Genomic DNA, 17,650 nt, shown 5'->3' on the forward strand with positions numbered 1-17,650 from the left:
ACCCAGTGGGTAATGGGCGCGCCCGCCAGCGGTTCTAGCGCGGGGCAACGGTGTAGCGACGCAGAGCCAATGCGGGATTGATGCTGCGCACCTGCGCGACGCGGGCCAGCGCGACTGGGGCGAGGGCGACATCCGCTCGTTCGCCGAGGGTTGCAAGAGCGACGCCCATCGGGTCGACGATCGTGCTCAGACCGACGCCGATCGGCGGGGTATGGTCTGCGGCGGCGATGTAGACGGTGTTCTCGATGGCGCGGGCGGCGATGAGGGTGCTCCAGTGGTGTTCCTTCAGCGGGCCGCGCACCCACTCGCTCGGAACGAGCACGAGTTCGGCGCCGGCGTCGACGATCAGGCGGGTCAGTTCGGGGAAGCGCAGGTCGTAACAGGTCTGCAGTCCGACGCGCAGGCCGTCGACGTCGAAGATCTCTGGCACCTCGATTGTACCGGCCTGCACCCAGTCGGATTCGCGGCCGCCGAACGCGTCGTACAGGTGTTGTTTGCGGTAGGTCGCTGCGATGTGCCCGGTCGGGTCAACCGCGACGAGCGTGTTCGAAAACTTGTGGGCATCCGCTACTCGCTCGGCCATGCCGGCGACGATGTCGACGCCGAGTTCGGCGGCGAGCGCGCCGAGCGCGGTCACGAACGGCCCGTCGAGCGCTTCGGCCGCCTCGACCATGGCGGGCCCGACCGGGTCGACGAAGAAGGAAGAATATTCTGGGAAGACGATCAGTCGGGCGCCTCGACCGGCCGCGGTCGTTGCCAACTCGCGGATCGTCGCGAGGTTGTGGTCGCGATCGGCACCGGGGGCGAACTGGGCGACCGCGACGTTGACGGCTTGATCAGTCATGTTGACAGCCTATGCGCGGGCGGGAGTCAGGTGCGGTGGGTTCGGGGTTCGCGGCGTTGAGCCAGCCATGCTAGAGTTTCATCTTGTGCCGCGGGGTGGAGCAGTTCGGTAGCTCGCTGGGCTCATAACCCAGAGGTCGCAGGTTCAAATCCTGTCCCCGCAACCAGAAGAGGCCGGAAACTTGAGGGTTTCCGGCCTCTTTGCGTAGGTGGAATTTGAACACGTCACCGTTTACTCACCTTTTATCCCTCCTCAACAGCCCCGTTCATCGGCTCCTGCTCCACTGGGGGCGGTTGTTTCCGGCTGTTTTCGGACGCCGCGGACGCGGATGCGCACCTATCGGGTATGAACCCCGCATCGCATCCGCAGCCGCCCATCCCCGGCCTCGATCCGATGATCGACGTGCACACCCTGGCCGCCTATCTCGGCGTGCCGGTCTCGACGATCTACGACTGGCGCACCCGACACAAGGGACCTGCCGGTCACCGCTTCGGCAAACACGTCATGTTCGCGATCTCCGACGTGCAGGCGTGGGTCGCGCAGCAACGCGACCCCGCCTCGACCGTGGACGGCTCATCCGCGGACGGGCGGTGAGTTGGAATGTCTAGGCCGCGGCTGCCGATCGGCACCTTCGGCGAGTTCACCTACCGCACCCTGCCCTCCGGGCACATCCTGGCCCGGGCACGATACCGGGATTGGGACGGCCTGACCCGGCAGGTCCAGGCTTCGGCCGCGACCCGGACGTCGGCGGAGTTGCTGCTGAAGGAGAAGCTGTCCCTGCGGGCGGTCTACCAGCCGGGAACCTCCGACCTGACCGCGGACAGTTCGTTCAAGGAACTAGCCGACTATTGGCTGGCCGATGTCGAGCTGAACCCAGATCTGGCCGAGAGCACCCGCAACCTCTACCGGTGGAACATGGCGCATCTGGTGCTGCCGCACTTCGCGAACCTCACCCTGCGGGAGATCGGCGTCGCCCGCTGCGACCTATTCATCAAGCAGCAGCGGCAGATCAGCTACAACCGGGCCAAGCAATCCCGCAACGTCCTCCGCCAGGCCTTCAGCCTGGCCGTGCGACATGAGATCCTGCGCGCAACCCGATGGAATCGATCGCCCGCCTCACCCACCCGCGCCCCGACCCGACCGCGCTCACGCCAACGGAGGTCAATGCCGTTCGAGAAGCGATCCGGTTCTGGGAGACCGGGCTGAGTCCGTCCGGCCCGAAGCCGGACGGCCAGCTCGGCGCGATCGTCGAAGTCATGCTCGGCACCTCGTCCCGGATCGGCGAGGCTCTCGCGATTCGCCGCCGCGACGTCGACGTGACCTCGCCGCACCCGTCCATCCGGATCACCGGCACCATCGTCTGCCCGCGAGGTGCGAAACCCCACCGGCAGGACCACCCGAAGACACACAAGTCCCGGCGCACGATCGCCATCCCGTCCTTCACGGCCGAAGCCATCCGCAGACGCCTGGCGGCCCTGGTCGACCGGGCGCCGGATGCGCTGCTCTTCGCGAGCCGGAACCAGACACCGCTGACGCCGAACAACGTGAGCACCAAGTTGCGGCGCGTGCTCGCCCTGGCCGAGATCGACGGGATCAGCCCGCACATGTTCCGCCGCACGGTCGCCACCGCCATCAACGACCACGCCAACATCAACCTCGCCGCCGAACTGCTGGGCCACGCGGACACGCGGATCACGATTCAGCACTACATCCGCCGCAACGAGATGGTCAACCCCATCACCGCGGACATCCTCGACGAGGTCTTCGCCAAGGAGACACCACGGCAATGACCAGGCGCCTCGTATTCCGGGGCGAAGTGTACGTCGTCCGGGACGAGCGCCAGCCATCAGACACCACCACGTCACCCGGGAGGAAGAGATCCGCGCGATCGTCCTTGCAAGCCGACGCGCAGCCACACCACTACATCTTGTATCTGCCCTTGGACAGAGCTACCATATGTAGGCACGCGGGTTTGTTCGGTGGCGACGTCCCTGCCAACTTGGCGACTCGAAGGTCGCGCGGGAGTGCCGAATCGGCACCCCCGGAAGGCGGGACCGGGAATCGGCACCATCAGCCGCTCGACTCAATGAGCGCCTTCGCACAGGGGACGGGCCCGCCGAATCGGCGGCCCCACAGGAACGACGCACGGTGCCGCAAACCATTGGGACTCTGACACACCGACCGTAGGAGAGGGTGGTGCTGAATCCCCACGACAGAGCGAAGGGAAGGGTGTTGAGCCGGTCGCGTGACGCCGTGTGGATCTCGCCGTTCGAATGACCGAGCGCCACGCCCGGCGAAGTCTTTCTCCTCTTGGTGCCAGTAGTCCGCGCAGAATTACGATGCAGGTGAACCAGATTTCGGATTACCGTGGCGCCCTGGCACGACGTCGAGCCCTCACCGCCGCGCGGTCCCGCAGCGTGCAAGTTGCGATGATCAAAGTGAGGGGTGAGGTGGTTCGCGGCCGGGCCGCTCGGGTGGGATCGGATCGGCCTCACCCAGAGCGCGCTGGCGGGCGTCCAACTGCTGCTGACGTATCCGCTTCGCTATGGTCGACCGCGACGGCGCGGGCGGAGTGTGAGCTTCGCGGAGGGCAATTGCCCAGCTCATGATGCGCTGCTGAACTCCCGCGAGCTGCTCAGCGGTGGTGCCGTACTCTTCCGCTTCAGAGGGCAGAACGTTCGCGACCCGGGACAGCTGCTGAGCGAACATCGTCTCGTCGAACCCGTCGTCATGTTCCCGACCCATTGCAAGCAGGTCCGTGTCGGCGTAGCGGCCAGAGCGTCGTATCGCGTCCAGGTCGAGGAAGTCCCGCACCTCCGCTCGGGAATACACCGCGGACAGTTTCCCGGCGACCGCATCCCGCTCAGACACGACCGGGCCCAGACTCAACCGCACCGGTGCGTCCCGACGCCAATTCACTGCGAAGTCCACATCCAAGCTCGTGCCCGCGGTGTCCTCGACCCGGATGCGCGCGAACAACGGGAACGAGCGGATACGTTCGACCCGGTAGCCTGCCGTCTGCAGCGCGTTCTCCCCGCGGCGCAGGGCCGTCTGAAACTGCTCTGCCGTCGTGGCCGAATCGGTAAAGAGGTCGACGTCCTCGGTCGGCCGATCCGTGAGCCCATGTTCACGGATTGCACTTGAGCCGGCCAAGGCGAACCCGGCATCCCCGATTGCCTCCAACAGCACAAACGCAACACGACGCTGATACTCCAGATCGTTCACGATCGCACCTGCTCGAATGAGGTTATGCGAACAGCTCGGGGAACCGAGTCTCCCACAAGGTCCGGCATCGTACGGGCAGCACCAACTCCGGCCACAACTGACGCAGCAGCCTGACGTTCAGCAGAGCCTCCTGGACCTCCGGGGTGCCTTCTCGCACGATCGCCCGATACGCGGCACGACGCTGACCGGTGTCGTCCAGATCGAACACGTGACGCGGACCCCAATGCACCGTGATCGGTATCTCTATCATCCCGGATGCCGGACCGCGCAACGCGGACAGCCAAGAAGGCGTCTCGTACGGGACAATGTCCTGATACAGGATCTTCTGAGCCATCCCAGCCACCTCCCTCACCGCCGAACCCTGAAATTAGTCTACGAGACTCAGCCGACGTCAGGCCGGCCGATCTTGCACGAGGCCGTTCTTTATGGCGAGCTCCGCAAGGAGACTCTGTCACCCGTGGCCCTTCTCGCTGGTCTTCGCGTTAGTGAACGTACACATTTTCGGCATCCTTGTTTCCACAGTCGTGCGGACCTGCCACGAGGTAGTGCGCGCTCGCACGTATGAAAACCCGGGCGCCGTCACGGACTCTCCTGACGATGCGCCTCTCGACCTCCTAAGGGTCTGGGCCTCCTTGGGTAGGATGCTTGGTTTGCTGAAGCAAACCTGGTTTGGGCAAGGGCATATCATCCGCAGTGGCAGGACACCGGAGTCCATCCATTGGCGTGTGTGCAAAAGGTGGGCAGCATCGGAGTCGACAGCTGAGGTCGGGATTGTCAGTCACTTATCCCTTCCCGGCGCTGTGCAAAGACGCCTGTCACTGATAGTCCGAAGCGCGACTCGTCCACATTCTCCGGGAATCCAGTTAGCCCAAGCACCACCTCGAACGCGCAAGCACTGCACAACGAGCTCGACGCGCGCCACTTCCGGCAAGCTACGGGCAATGCCGTGTCGACGGCCGTGATGCTCAGCTCGGTGCGGAAACGGCCCGCCAGCGCCGCCGGGTTGATGGACCCTAGATCTCGTCGATCAGGGCCGAGTCATTCTCATCAGCAGTTCGCTCACGATGCGATGATCAGGATTCGTTCTTCCGAGATTCGAGGGTGTCAATTTCTGACGCGAAGTCGACCGAACGAGCGAGTTCTTGAGCCCAGTCCCACGCAGCGCTGGGATTGCGCACGAAGTGATGATACTTGCTGTCTGCGTCCGGCATTGGGCTCAGCAGCTGCAACTCGACAAGAGCTTGGAAGGGACGCTGAAGACTGCTCATCGTTACATCGAGAGTCTTCGACAGGTTGGTTAACGTGCAGAATCCGTCCTCTGAGTCTGCGATGGAAAGCATCAATTCGAGCCGATAGCTTTGCCCGAAGGCACTCTTCGACATGCGACGCAGTGCTTCCAGTCGCTCTTCTTCGTTCATGTACTATAAGTATCACGTTATGCGATTCGCGTAACGTTTATTACGTTGGAGTATTCATGGCCAAGCGAACAGGCATCGAATGGACGGAGATTACCTGGAACCCGACCACGGGCTGCGATCGCATCTCGCCGGGATGCGATAACTGCTACGCGCTCGCACTGTCGAAGCGCCTGAAGGCGATGGGCGCGGAGAAGTATCAGAACGACGGGCACCCTGTGACGTCGGGTCCGGGATTTGCACTCACCCTTCACGAGAGCGCCTTAGTGCAGCCCTACAGGTGGGGAGGCCGGAAAGTCGTCTTCGTCGACTCGATGAGCGACTTGTTCCACGCCCGCGTCCCGCTCGACTTTGTCAAGCGGGTCTTCGATGTCATCGCTGACACTCCACAACACACCTACCAGGTGCTCACGAAACGGTCCTCACGCCTACCCAAGATCGCGGATAAGCTCGACTGGCCACCGAACCTGTGGATGGGTGTGAGCGTGGAGAACGCCGAGCATCTCTATCGCGTCGACGATCTGCGTCAATTGCCGGCGGCGGTGCGATTCTTGTCGTGTGAGCCGCTGATTGGGCCGCTCGACGAGCTGAATCTGGACGGGATCGGCTGGGTCATTACTGGAGGAGAGTCCGGCCCTCATGCGAGGTCGCTGGACCCAGGCTGGGTGCGCGCAATTCGGGATAACTGCTTCGAGTCGAACGTGCCGTTCTTCCACAAGCAATGGGGCGGACGGACGCCTAAAGCCGGCGGACGCTCGCTGGACGGTCAGATTTGGAGCCAGATGCCGGAACGACTGGCGCAGCTCGTTTGATCACTTGAAACCACTGCTTGGGATGCTGTTGTCCCTTGAGGCGCGGCTGGGCGATGCCCTCAGCTGCGACCGTGTCCCAGGCACGATTCAGGTGCTTCTCGCGGGCCAGAGTAACCGTGGTGCCGTACACCTCAAGTAGTTGCGTTTCCAACGTAATCTCGACTGATGACTCCAGAAGTCGTCGGATATTCGCGGCGATAATGTTCACCCACTCCGCCTCAAGGTCGCGCTCGGTGCGTTCATGCTCCTTCGCCGACATGTCCAACAGCCACTCGTCTGGGAACAACGAATGGTCGCTGTTCTTTGTGAGCTCAGCTTCTAAATCCTTCTGCTTGTTATATGACCGCCATGCCCCATTTGCAGCCGATGCGGCTTCGACGAACTTTACCGGTGCCGCGGGGTGGGCATAGAAGAGCGTCAACAAGAACAGGGGCTGATGGTCCGGGCGCCTCCGGATTGGCACATGAATCGAGTGCAGACCAGTACGCCTAAAAAGTGTTCTCTGGTATTCGCTCGCAACGTGTGTTGCGGCCACTGATGCTGCCTGAGTGCCACCGCTGCGCGCCTCCACGAATGCCCGTCTCCACCACGGCCCGCCGAGAAACGCATCGGCGCGGGCGAGCGTCTTCTCATCTGCCTGATTTGGCGACTTCTTGGTCAGCAAGCCCCCGATGCGCCACACCGCCTCCAGATTGAAGTTCAATAGGATCTCCGTCGGCGACCTCTTCGATCTGCCTGCGATCGCCCCACATAACACCTCAAGCGACAGCGAGGTGCCAAACGGATCGAGAAAAATCAGCAGCGGATCAGATCCCGCCTTCACAACAGCTGCTCCAAGATGCTGCTCGGCATCGCCCTCAAGCACCTCATGCAGAGCGTGTTGCGGGTCGGCCTCGTTCACAACCTGGCGCAGTTGACTGACGAACGGCTTCTCCCGCTCAATGAAGACGCCGTGGAGCTTGACCCCTCTCGAGAGCTGCCGCTTGGAGAGATCGCAGATGATCGTTGGGGAGCCAGGAACCTCTACGCCATCTGCATCTGAGCCATACTTACCTGGTCCAGCGTACGCGTCTATCAACCACACGTTCTTCGTGCCGAACGATCCTGTCATCGTCACGAACGGAATCAAGTAACGACGCAGCAGCTCATGCTTGAGCACTGCTGCAGGCTTTTGCCTTTGAAAGAAGTCGTCGGTACTTGTCAACTTGGACCTCCGCGATCGCGCGTATTCCCATAATGTTCCCGGGTAATCGCAAGAACAGAACAACGACACTCCATCAATTCCAAGTCGACTCCTTCGGCAATCTTGCGTCGAGACGAATGGATATGCGCAGGCCAGGCGTCTACTTGGATAGCGCTGGAGCCGCCAACCGTTTCGTTGTGCACCATTTCTGCGCTCGGGCATCGCCTCAGACTGTGCCCGTCAAGCAGGACGCCGATACGCATCCGGACCCCGTTCCTGTCGCACAACCGCGCCAACACTGCCCCGGCCTCGTTCGGACTCATACCGTGCTCTCGAAGACACACACGTTGGCACCAAGGGTGCCGCGTGGTGCGCGGTGCGCACCTATCTGCTGAGGCGAGCCCAGGGGTGGCCGTTTCGGGGGTGTGTCGGGATGGTGATGTCGATCCGGGTGATGTCTGCCGGGCGCGGTTTCGAGTATCTGCTGAAATCGGTTGCCGTCGGCGACGGGGACCGTGACCTTGGCACGCCGTTGACGCGCTACTACACGGTCGAGCGCACCCCTCCCGGCATCTGGCTCGGCTCCGGTCTTGCCGGGCTTGGCAGTGATGAGGCGGGGCGGTTGCGCGCGGGCGATGAGGTGACCGAGGGACAGCTTGCCCGGCTGCTTGGTTCCGGGGTGGACCCGATCACCGGTGGGAGGCTCGGGGCCGGGTATCCGGTGCTGCAACCCCCGTGGCGGCGCATTGCGGGGCGTGTTGCACTCCTTGATGCGTCGCCGGGTGGGGTGGAGCGTGCGCAACAGGTGCAGCGCATCCGCGAGGAGGAACGCGCACGCACACCGCGCACCCCGGTTGCCGGGTTCGATCTGACGTTCTCGCCGCCGAAGTCGTTCAGCACCCTGTGGGGTGTCGCGGACGCCGGGACGCAATCGCTGCTCGCGCAAGCGCACCATGCGGCCATGCACGACACCCTCGGCCTGCTGGAGCGCCAGGTCGCCGCAACCCGGGTCGGGCATGGCGGTGTCGCGTCGATGCCGGTGCGCGGGGTGATCGCGGCAGCGTTCGATCACTACGACACCCGGGCCGGCGACCCGCAGTTGCACACCCATGTTGTGGTGTCCAACAAGGTGCAAGGCGTGGACGGGAAGTGGCGCACCCTGGATTCGCGCACCCTGCACAAGGCGACGGTGGCATTATCGGCGTCGTACAACGCGTTCCTTGCCGACCATGCGACACGCCTGCTCGGGGTGTCGTGGGTACCGGTGCAGCGGCGCAGCAGCCAGTTCACCGGTTGGGAGATTCAGGGGGTTCCGGCGGACCTGCTGGCCGAGTTCTCCCGCCGCACCCTCGGCATTCAGGGCGGTGAGGGGATCGAGGGCGGTGAGGGGATTCAGCAGGCAGCGCACCGGCTCATCGCTGAATACCGGACCAAGCACGGCCGATCACCGGCGCCGCATGCGGAGGCACGCCTGCGGCAGCAAGCAACCCTGCAGACGCGGCCGGAGAAGGAGCTACGCTCGCTTGCCGTGCTGACTGAGGATTGGCGTGGTCGGGCAACATCAGTGCTCGGGCAGAACACGACGAGATGGGTGCGGCAACTGCTCGCCCGGTCGCCGAGTGAGGCGGTTCTGCGCGCCGATGACCTCCCATTGGATCGCGTGTGCGACATTGCGACTGTGGTGTTGATGGAGGTCGGGAACCGGCGTGCGACGTGGGGGCACTGGAATCTGCACGCGGAAGCTGCACGGCAGACGATGGGGCTCCGGTTCGCCACCGCCGAGGACCGGGAAGCGGTGATCGGCGCGGTCGTGGAGCGTGCCGAGTCCGAGTCGGTGCGTCTGACGCCGGAATACGACCGGCTCGTGCCGGCGATGTTCGCCAACCCGGACGGGTCGCACTGGTTTCGCCGTCCCGACGCCGTCGCCTATACCAGCCAGGACCTGCTGGATGCCGAGACGCGGCTGCTGGAGCACGCCGCCGAGACGACCGGCCCCCGGCTGGCGTTGCGGCTCGTGCACCGGCACACCTCCCGCGCCATCCGCGGGGTGAAAATCGCCGACGACCAAGCCGCCGCGATCCTCCAACTCGCCACCTCCGGCCGTGTCCTCGACGTACTCGTCGGGCCAGCCGGAACGGGGAAAACAACGGCGCTGCGCGCCCTGCACCGCGCCTGGACCGCCGCCCACGGCAAGGATACGGTGATCGGACTCGCCCCCTCCGCTGCCGCCGCGGACATGCTCGGGCAACAATTGGGGCTGCGGACGGAGAACACGGCGAAATACCTGCACGACTACACGCACGGCCGCTGGAACCTGAAACCGGGGCAGCTGGTGCTGATCGATGAGGCATCCCTGGCCGGGACTCTCGCCCTGGACCGTATCACCAGCCACGCCGCCAGCGTGGGGGCGAAAGTTGTCCTGATCGGTGACCACGCCCAACTCTCCGCGGTGGAAACCGGTGGAGCGTTCGGCATGCTCGCCCGGATGCGGCCGGACGTGGCGGAGCTGACCGACGTGCGCCGGTTCCGCGCCGAGTGGGAAAAGGCCGCGAGCCTGGGATTGCGCCACGGCGATGCTGCGGTGCTCGCCGCATACCAGGAGCACGGACGCATCCATGACGGCGACCAGGAGCAGATGCTCGATGCCGCCTACCAGGCGTGGCGGGCCGACCGGGCGGCGGGCCGGCGATCAGTGATGATCGCGGCCACCTCTGAGACGGTGACCGAGCTGAACCAGCACGCCCGGACGGATCTGATCGCCGCGGGCGAGGTTCAGGAATCCGGCGTCGCCCTGCACGACGGCACCACCGCCGGAGTCGGGGACGTGATCGTGACCCGACTCAACGAGCGCCGCCTGACCACCGGCAGCGGAGCATGGGTAAAGAACGGCGACCGCTGGACGGTCACGGGCAGCTTCGAAGACGGATCCCTGGCAGTGCGTCGTTTCGGGAGTGATGGTGTTCCGCATGGGGCGGCGATCGTGCTCCCGGCCGCGTATGTCGCCGCGGAGGTCGAACTCGGCTACGCCACCACCATCCACCGGGCCCAAGGATCGACGGTGGACACCGCGCACGCGGTCATCGATCCGAAGAACGCAACCCGGGAACTGCTGTACGTCGCCCTCACCCGAGGCAGAGATGCGAACCACGCCTACATCATGGACAGCCCCGACGAGGACACAGAACCCCATCACGACCTCACCGGGGCGAGCACGGTGACCGAACGGCTCACGCGGGTTCTTGCCAAGGTCGGTGCCGACCGTTCCGCGACCGAGACGATGCAACTCGTCACCGACGAGCACGCCTCGCTGACCACGCTTCTGAAGGAATACGCAACGCTCGCCGAATACGCGCAGGCAGAACGGTGGGCCGCGCTAGTCGAGCGTGCACTGCTGAATGACGTGGTGGCGGACGATGTGTTCACCAGCGCCTACTACCCGGCACTGGAGCACACGCTCAGACGAGCAGAGTCACACGGTTACGAACCCGAGAAGGTGCTCGGCGACGCGACCCGCGCCCTCCACGCGTACCAACCCGCTCAGGGCAAGGAGCCCGCCGACCCGGCGGTGCTCCTGATCCGGTGGATCGACCGGAGCACGGCAAACCCGCGGCGTGGGACGACCCAGCCTGCCCCGCGCCGTGTCGCGGGGCTCCTGCCTCGCCCGATCGGAGCCATGCCTGCTGACATGCGTGCCGCCCTTGCCCAGAGGCAGCAACTCATCGAGCAACACGCCCGACGGCTCACCCTGGCCGACCTGCGGGCCGAAGCCGCGTGGACGAAACGGCTCGGCACGCCCGGCCGCGATGAGCAAGCATCCTGGCTCCGCGCCGCGGCAACGATTCGCCTCTACCGCGAACGCTACAACGTCACCGGGCCCTCCCCGCTCGGCAACCCTGACCGACTGAGCGGGTTGGAACAGGCATACGAATACCGGGCTGCCCGGGCCGCTTACGACCACGCGAGGTTCGTCACCAGCCAGCAGGAGGCCAGCTCAATCACGCGCACCAGTGTGAGCATCGACCGCGGGCACGGCATCGGCCGGTGACCTCTGTCCGAATGTCAGGCGCTCGGGTCACCATACGGAACATGACGGCTCGTGTCGAGCAACTCACGCACGAGTGAGTCATGCGCGGAGACACGGACACGCGCCTGCACGTCGTAACCGGCCGCGCGCGGCTCCTCGCCGCGCCTGCCGCGGCATCCATATCGATCCCGGCGGCACCCCCAATCACCAGCGGTATTGTCAGCGAGGGGCCCTGCATCGACCCCGGCGGGACCCTTTACTCCAGCAGCCTCGTCTACGCCCAGCCCCAGCTTGCCCGCGATGCGCTGCTCGATATCCGAGGCCAGCTCTCCGTGCCCCGCCTCCCGCGCGAACTGCTTGGACGAGATGATGGCGCGCCGGTTTACCGTGATCGTTGCCTCACCGAGGGACTTCGGCGCCAGCACGCGAACCGATGTGCCCTACGCTCCAACTCTCTGGGCGTCGGACCTGCGCGCGGTGGCGCATCACCTCGGATATCAACGTTTTCTGTTCTTCGGCTGCTCATTCATCGGCGCGCTCAGGCCGTGGCTGGCACTGCGATTGGCGAAACATCAGACAGTCGCAGCCGTCGTGTCTGGCGGCTTTCCGTTGCTCGGCGACTACGGGATCGCGTCCCGCGATGTGGACGCCCAGATGGAGCAACTTGAGCGGGGCCCCGAGTCCTGGGCAAAGTGGGACCTAAGGTTCGATCCGCGAGCGGGTGCGGCCTTCTACCGTGATCTGACGGGGCTGGCTCCGAACGGTCTAGTTGACAACGCGTCATGCCCGCTCTTTGGCTTCTGGGGCGACCGCGACCGCGATGCGATCGAAATGGTCCTGCCGCATAGCGTGCTCGCCTTGGGCCTGACCCGTCGGGATGTCCCGTGGAAGCAGTACCCGGGCTATGACCACGAGAGACTCAATAGTGACTTGAAAGTTGCGTGGTCCGACGCCGAGACATGGCTACTGAAGCAGACACACGAACTGCGGCTCTGCCCCCCGACTGCCCACTCCGAGCGGTTGAACACATTCCTGGGAATCCCGCATTGAACGATCCGACAAGACTAACCCAACTGAATGCGCTGATCGCAAAGTCATGAAGCCACCGTTTCGACGCCGACGTCGACTGCTCCAGTCCGCCTGGGTCGCTACCCTCAGCATATGGACACCACCACGAGCTTTGTATTGGCGATCATCGCATTAGTGGTATCGCTGCTCTCCGTGGTGGCATCTTTTGCTGCTCTTCGTCAATTCCCTCGGCCGTTCTTCGTGCACAGCGTCCGGCGAGAAACTCCTATTAATGAGACGCAGCCGATATTTCTGTTCACCCTTACAAACATGGGTAAGGCTTCGGCCCACGACGTGCGTCTCGTGTACCGGGGTACCCCTTCACGTAGCTTTGAAAGGTTATGGGCGGCAATCGAGTTCCCGGTGTCTCAGCCTAAGGAGTCCCTCATCAGCATGGTCACCGGCGAATCCGTGGCCGGCGTGACCGCATACGGGCCGTGGGCAGAGCCAGAAGGCGAACCGAATAATATGGATCTCGAGTTCGAGATCACGTGGAGACAGGCTCCGACGATGAGCCGTGTTCGCCGCAAAAAGTACAGAGTCAGACTGGTTGACACCAACCTGTTCGCGTATGAGCTGATGGACTTTCGTGGCTGGTTGAGCAGCACCGCGGAGTGGATCATTTTCCCCCTGCGTCGCATGCGAGGCTGGCCATGAGACGGCCCGATGATCGAGGATCCATACCTGTGATGAATGCGGCCGCAAGCGGAACGCCCGTGTGTTGCTCGTCAGACACAGCCTCTAGCCAGCAAGAGAAAATGATCAAATGAGCAACGATCGGGTGATATATCACTATACAACTGCAGCTGGACTGCAAGGAATCATCGAGGGTGGTTCGATCTGGATGACGGATGCCCGCCATCTGAATGACTCCGGCGAATTGGTCCATGCTGCCCGGATTATGCGCGAACGAATCACCGCCAAAATTGAAAGCATCCGGCCCGAAGTATTAGACGAGTCGTCCAACGAAGACCCCGCTGGATCACGTGTCAGCGTTCTGAGGGGCATTCAGTCCTACCTCGATCGGATCGAACTGGGGCAAGACTACGGATACTCGGCCTATGTGACCGCATTTTGCGAAGACGGCAATCTGCTTAGCCAGTGGCGCGGGTACGGCGGCGGCGTCCTGGGATACTCACTTGGGTTCAGTAGAGACGTACTGGAGAAGTCAGACTCACTGGCGAAGCCAACTATGCCGGGGTTGTACGGCGCTCAACAGGTGTCTAAGCCACTCGAGCTAATTCCAGTTGATTACGGAACCGACGCCGGAATGGCCCAAATTCAGGATGCAATAGACCAGCTCGCCCCCTATCCGTCGGGCCATCCAGGCGTTCACGCCGACGTGCAGTTCGGTCAGCATGTGCTCCCCGTTTTGGCGAAAATCAAAGATCCAGGTTTCAGGGAGGAAAAGGAGTGGCGACTTCTCCTTACGACTGACAGCTGGCTAAAGACCGTGAAGGTCCGCGTCGGACCAACTGGCCTGGTGCCATACGTTGAAGCACTGTGGCCACGCGAAGCGCTGAAAGCAATCATCGTGGGCCCCGGTCCCAATCTGGAACTCAGAGCTGACGCTGTTCGCAAGTTCGTGCACCGCAACTATGACACCGACGCACACAGCATAGACGTCACAACGTCACGGATTCCGTTCAGGGTCTAACCGTTGCGTCGCAAGCGGGACCTTCAGCGGACACTCCCCTGCGGACTTTGGACTCCACAGGCTAACGAGCCAGAGGACTGTCGCATACGGCCATCCCGACAATAAGCCCGGTGAGCCCGTGTCTCATAAGCAGGACGTGCAGTGTCTCAGGAAACTACAGCGTTCCAAGAAACTCCCCCAGCTCGAAACACAAGCGATGAGATCCGCGAAATAACGCCGAACCCGGTTGTCATGGAAAGTAGTCTCAGTGTTACCCACGTAACTTCGGTTTAGCAGCCAACGAATGCCCAACCAGCCTGCACGGGTTCTGGCGCCCGCAAGCCGACCTCTGCGAGATGAGGCTCGAAGCAGGTGGGCCCGGCCTGCAATCCCTCTACCAATATCTCCACCCAGAACCGCACCTGAACCACTCGGCCGAAGCGTGTAGACGTGGACCGAGAATCGCAAAGCGAGCAGCCCGTGCAGTATATTACGGTGTTCTTCCAACACTCGATACTTGCATCAATTTGCACGTACAGATGGTTCACGTGGGCCGCTGTAAGTGTGCCAAGCTCAATTCGTGGAGCTCACCAACATCGAACAAAGCCTTGTCGATCATGTAGTGGATGGCACGGTACTGGACCTTGCCTCGGGAATCGAAGACGAAGCCATTGACGAGAACGCCATGAAAAATTGGGGTCCGGAGCACGATATCAGCGCCCAGGTTTTGCGCGACATCCTCCGCGGCCGCCAACTCCCAGAAGTTGGACCCGATCCGCATGGGTTGCAACTGCGCGGTGCTCGGATTATTGGACGCATCGACTTAAAAGACGTAACCACACCGATCCGCCTCCGACTGTTGTCATGCCACCTGCCCGATGGACTGGACGGACGCGATTGCCACATACCTGGGCTGGAGTTGAGCGGGTCCGTCGTCAGCGTCGAGGGCGAAGACTGCAAGCGGGGCGCGGTCCGTATCTTAGGTGCGCACATCAATGGGCAGCTGTCGATGAGTGGCGCCGCACTCATCAATAAGGCGGGCTCCGCCCTCGACGCTGACGGCGCTACCATCGACGGCGACGTGTTTCTCAATAACAAGTTCACCGCCATCGGACACGGCGATTCAGGCACGATACGCCTCCTAGGCGCCCACATCACCGGGCAACTGGTCATGCGCCACGCCACACTAACCAATAAGGCGGGCTCCGCCCTGACCGCCGACGGCGCGACCATCGACGGCGGCATGTTTCTTGATAACGAGTTCACCGCCATCGGACACGGCCGCCAAGCCGCGGTAAGGCTCCTAGGCACCCACATCACCGGGCAACTGATTATGCGCCGCGCCACACTAACCAACCAGGTGGGCTCCGCCCTGACCGCCGACCGTACGACCATCGACGGCGACGTGTTTCTTGATGACAAATTCACCGCCATCGGACACGGCCGCCAAGGTGCGGTGAGGCTCGCCAACATGCACATCACCGGACGGCTGGTGGTGAGTGACGCGAGTGTAGACCTCGCGACTGCAGGGATGGGATGGGTAGTTGATGGTTTGATATATAACGGGTACCCGACCGCAACGCTCAAGACATGGCTGTCATTGCTTCAGAGGGGAACGCCTGAGTACAAACCGCAGCCGTACCAGCAATTGGCCGCCGTCGCCCGCGCAGCCGGCCACGACAGTGACGCCCGCCGGGCGCTAATGAAGCAACGCGATGACCAGGTCATACGTGGCAAGTTAACACCTCCCTTGAGGGCGTGGCTCAGGTTCACCAAGCTCACCCTCGGCTATGGGTACCAACCGTGGCGTGCCCTGATCGGCGTTGCAGGAGTCTTCCTGATCGCGGTGATGACTACCATGTACGTTCCTGGCGCAGTGGCCAACACCGCCACCGCCACCGGCTGCACTTGGGTTGAGAAGTTTCAAATTTCCGTCGACATGGCGATCCCGCTCGTGTCCACCAGCACTGGTACCACATGCCATGTCACTTCCACGTCAGGAGGGCAATTCGTCGCATGGGTCGGCGTGTTCTTGACCCTCGCCGGCTGGGCCCTGACTGCACTATTCGCTGCTGGCTTTACGCGCGCCATCCGCAGACCATAGGACATACCACGTCCGCCGGATTCTCAAAACAATCAGTCTTCAACACGCCGATGGGATTCACCCCGAAACCAACGGAGAGTACTGTCTGCTGAGCGTCTGGTTGCGATACATAGTTATGAGAATCGCCGTGCCGCGGAAATCCAGGGGTTTTCGGACACCGTCGGCCGCGGCCACGAGACGCCTCGTAACCCTTTGGATATGAGACTCACTAGCTGCACTTTCGGCTGCGCTACGGACTAGGGAGTGATGATCCCACCAGCACTCATGACGGGTCGGGACCAAGTGGCCGCTGAGTGCAAAAGTGTGACGCCCAACGAGTGGGCGGAGCGAAGCCGCAGTTATGACGCAAAAGTCATTGACTGGGCACGGCTGGAGTGTGCCCACCCCTTGGTTGACTCGCGGTGGTCTCCTATGCCGGGTCAGACAGATGGCACCACTGCCGCGATGAACCGGCCGATCGGCTCCAGCTTCATGGCGATATCGCAAGTTGCGGACCGAGATAGTTCCCCCAAATCAAGTCGCTTGCCAATTGTCGGATCCTGCTCGGGCGCCCAATGCATGACGATCGCTCCGCGCTTCGCACGCAGCTGGAGCTGAACGATATCTTGTGGCGTCAAATGTGATGCCGCCCCGCCCAGGCAGAGCACCGTGTCATATTGCGTGCCGCAGAGCACCCGTTCTTGGGTGGCTCCCGCCCACGTCGTCGGATGCAGGCCTGCCAGGTGCGGATGCTTGGAGACGAGAACGTTGAGCATGGCCGTGGAGGGATCGACGCCGACGTATCGAATTGGCTCGACGAGTCCCGCGTCGAGAATCCAGCCTGTCCCGCATCCCACGTCAAGGGTGCGCCAGAGCTTATCGCCAAACTGGTCGCGAATCAGCCCGGTCGTCGCGTCTTTCTCTTCGTTCGTCATTCCGTACTTCTGGTCCCACTCGGAGGCGAGTGCGTCGTATGTCGATTCGAGTCCGGATGCAGTTCGTGGCGCGTTCTGAACTCCGTAGGCGTGCTCTGCTCGACCACGATTTACGAGGCAGGTCTGGCTCAGGTCGGCGTTCATGGTCCAGTACTTCCAGCCCGTGGAGGTGGTCAGGTAGATTCTGGTCTGCTTGTAAAACTTCATCGGTTCACCGAAGGTCCGGATCACGTGCGCCGCGCGCACGAAATCATCATGCGTCAGACCCAACGCGTGCCCTTCGGCCACGTACTCGTGAGGGGCACCGTCAGCGTATGTCGTTGCGAACTGCCAATCGAGTTCCGGCTCTAGGCCGAGCCACCAATTCAAGTCTGTCTTCGTAATCATGCTCTTCCTCCGTTTAGACACGGCCTTCGAAGTCCGTG

General features: G+C 62.8%; 16 protein-coding genes and 1 tRNA gene. 10 read left to right on the plus strand and 7 right to left on the minus strand.

The genetic code is table 11. The features are described from left to right. Window positions 1–34: 34 nt before the first annotated feature. On the minus strand, window positions 35–844 hold the full coding sequence (locus tag QU604_RS14395) for a carbon-nitrogen hydrolase family protein (RefSeq protein WP_308465310.1): 810 nt from the start codon (window positions 842–844) through the stop codon (window positions 35–37). Between the two features lie 89 nt (window positions 845–933). Here QU604_RS14395 and QU604_RS14400 point away from each other — a divergent pair. The 4 genes from QU604_RS14400 to QU604_RS14415 all read left to right on the plus strand — a co-directional run bounded on the left by QU604_RS14400 (window position 934) and on the right by QU604_RS14415 (window position 2,634). Beyond that, a tRNA-Met gene (locus QU604_RS14400) sits at window positions 934–1,010 on the plus strand. A 179-nt stretch (window positions 1,011–1,189) separates the two neighbouring features. Beyond that, window positions 1,190–1,438 (plus strand): helix-turn-helix transcriptional regulator, encoded by a 249-nt coding sequence (locus tag QU604_RS14405; protein ID WP_308465311.1) that lies wholly within the window; start codon window positions 1,190–1,192, stop codon window positions 1,436–1,438. A gap of 6 nt (window positions 1,439–1,444) precedes the next feature. After that, entirely contained in the window at window positions 1,445–2,050 is a 606-nt protein-coding gene (locus QU604_RS14410; protein ID WP_308465312.1) for a tyrosine-type recombinase/integrase, read from the plus strand. 50 nt (window positions 2,051–2,100) lie between these two features. Further along, complete coding sequence (locus QU604_RS14415) at window positions 2,101–2,634, plus strand: tyrosine-type recombinase/integrase (RefSeq protein ID WP_308465313.1); 534 nt, start codon at window positions 2,101–2,103, stop codon at window positions 2,632–2,634. A gap of 643 nt (window positions 2,635–3,277) precedes the next feature. Here QU604_RS14415 and QU604_RS14420 read toward each other — a convergent pair. The 3 genes from QU604_RS14420 to QU604_RS14430 all read right to left on the minus strand — a co-directional run bounded on the left by QU604_RS14420 (window position 3,278) and on the right by QU604_RS14430 (window position 5,487). Next, the gene (locus QU604_RS14420) at window positions 3,278–4,069 is read right to left on the minus strand and encodes a nucleotidyl transferase AbiEii/AbiGii toxin family protein (RefSeq protein ID WP_308465314.1); all 792 of its coding nucleotides are present in this window, start codon (window positions 4,067–4,069) and stop codon (window positions 3,278–3,280) included. A gap of 22 nt (window positions 4,070–4,091) precedes the next feature. After that, window positions 4,092–4,403: a transcriptional regulator gene (locus QU604_RS14425; protein ID WP_308465315.1), complete on the minus strand. Its 312-nt coding sequence runs from the start codon at window positions 4,401–4,403 to the stop codon at window positions 4,092–4,094. Between the two features lie 739 nt (window positions 4,404–5,142). Next, entirely contained in the window at window positions 5,143–5,487 is a 345-nt protein-coding gene (locus QU604_RS14430; RefSeq protein ID WP_308465316.1) for a hypothetical protein, read from the minus strand. A gap of 56 nt (window positions 5,488–5,543) precedes the next feature. Here QU604_RS14430 and QU604_RS14435 point away from each other — a divergent pair, with 56 nt between their 5' ends. Next, complete coding sequence (locus tag QU604_RS14435; protein ID WP_308465317.1) at window positions 5,544–6,296, plus strand: DUF5131 family protein; 753 nt, start codon at window positions 5,544–5,546, stop codon at window positions 6,294–6,296. On the opposite strand, the gene tcmP is transcribed toward QU604_RS14435, so the two are convergent. Then, entirely contained in the window at window positions 6,223–7,455 is a 1,233-nt protein-coding gene (gene tcmP / locus QU604_RS14440; protein ID WP_308465318.1) for a three-Cys-motif partner protein TcmP, read from the minus strand. The two genes, QU604_RS14435 and tcmP, sit on opposite strands and share 74 nt — an antisense overlap. 457 nt (window positions 7,456–7,912) lie before the next feature. On the opposite strand from tcmP, the gene mobF reads away from it, so the two are divergent. Continuing rightward, window positions 7,913–11,524 carry a MobF family relaxase gene (mobF, locus tag QU604_RS14445; RefSeq protein WP_308465319.1) on the plus strand — a complete coding sequence of 1,204 codons (3,612 nt, stop codon included), beginning with the start codon at window positions 7,913–7,915 and terminating at the stop codon, window positions 11,522–11,524. 14 nt (window positions 11,525–11,538) lie between these two features. On the opposite strand, the gene QU604_RS14450 is transcribed toward mobF, so the two are convergent. Beyond that, entirely contained in the window at window positions 11,539–11,928 is a 390-nt protein-coding gene (locus QU604_RS14450) for a hypothetical protein (protein ID WP_308465320.1), read from the minus strand. Between the two features lie 10 nt (window positions 11,929–11,938). Between QU604_RS14450 and QU604_RS14455 the strand changes: the two genes are divergently transcribed. From QU604_RS14455 to QU604_RS14470, 4 genes are all read left to right on the plus strand, one after another. Next, on the plus strand, window positions 11,939–12,553 hold the full coding sequence (locus QU604_RS14455) for an alpha/beta fold hydrolase (protein ID WP_308465321.1): 615 nt from the start codon (window positions 11,939–11,941) through the stop codon (window positions 12,551–12,553). Window positions 12,554–12,664: 111 nt separating this feature from the next. Continuing rightward, complete coding sequence (locus QU604_RS14460) at window positions 12,665–13,228, plus strand: hypothetical protein (protein ID WP_308465322.1); 564 nt, start codon at window positions 12,665–12,667, stop codon at window positions 13,226–13,228. Window positions 13,229–13,337: 109 nt separating this feature from the next. Then, complete coding sequence (locus tag QU604_RS14465; protein ID WP_308465323.1) at window positions 13,338–14,228, plus strand: DUF2971 domain-containing protein; 891 nt, start codon at window positions 13,338–13,340, stop codon at window positions 14,226–14,228. Between the two features lie 559 nt (window positions 14,229–14,787). Continuing rightward, a complete protein-coding gene (locus tag QU604_RS14470) occupies window positions 14,788–16,311 on the plus strand; it encodes a hypothetical protein (RefSeq protein ID WP_308465324.1) in 1,524 nt (507 codons plus the stop codon). 419 nt (window positions 16,312–16,730) lie between these two features. Here the strand turns inward: QU604_RS14470 and QU604_RS14475 are convergent, their stop codons facing one another. After that, the gene (locus QU604_RS14475; RefSeq protein WP_308465325.1) at window positions 16,731–17,612 is read right to left on the minus strand and encodes a methyltransferase; all 882 of its coding nucleotides are present in this window, start codon (window positions 17,610–17,612) and stop codon (window positions 16,731–16,733) included. Between the last annotated feature and the right edge of the window lie 38 nt (window positions 17,613–17,650).

Origin of the sequence: Rathayibacter sp. SW19 (assembly GCF_030866825.1) — a bacterium.
GTDB lineage: Bacteria > Actinomycetota > Actinomycetes > Actinomycetales > Microbacteriaceae > Rathayibacter_A > Rathayibacter_A soli.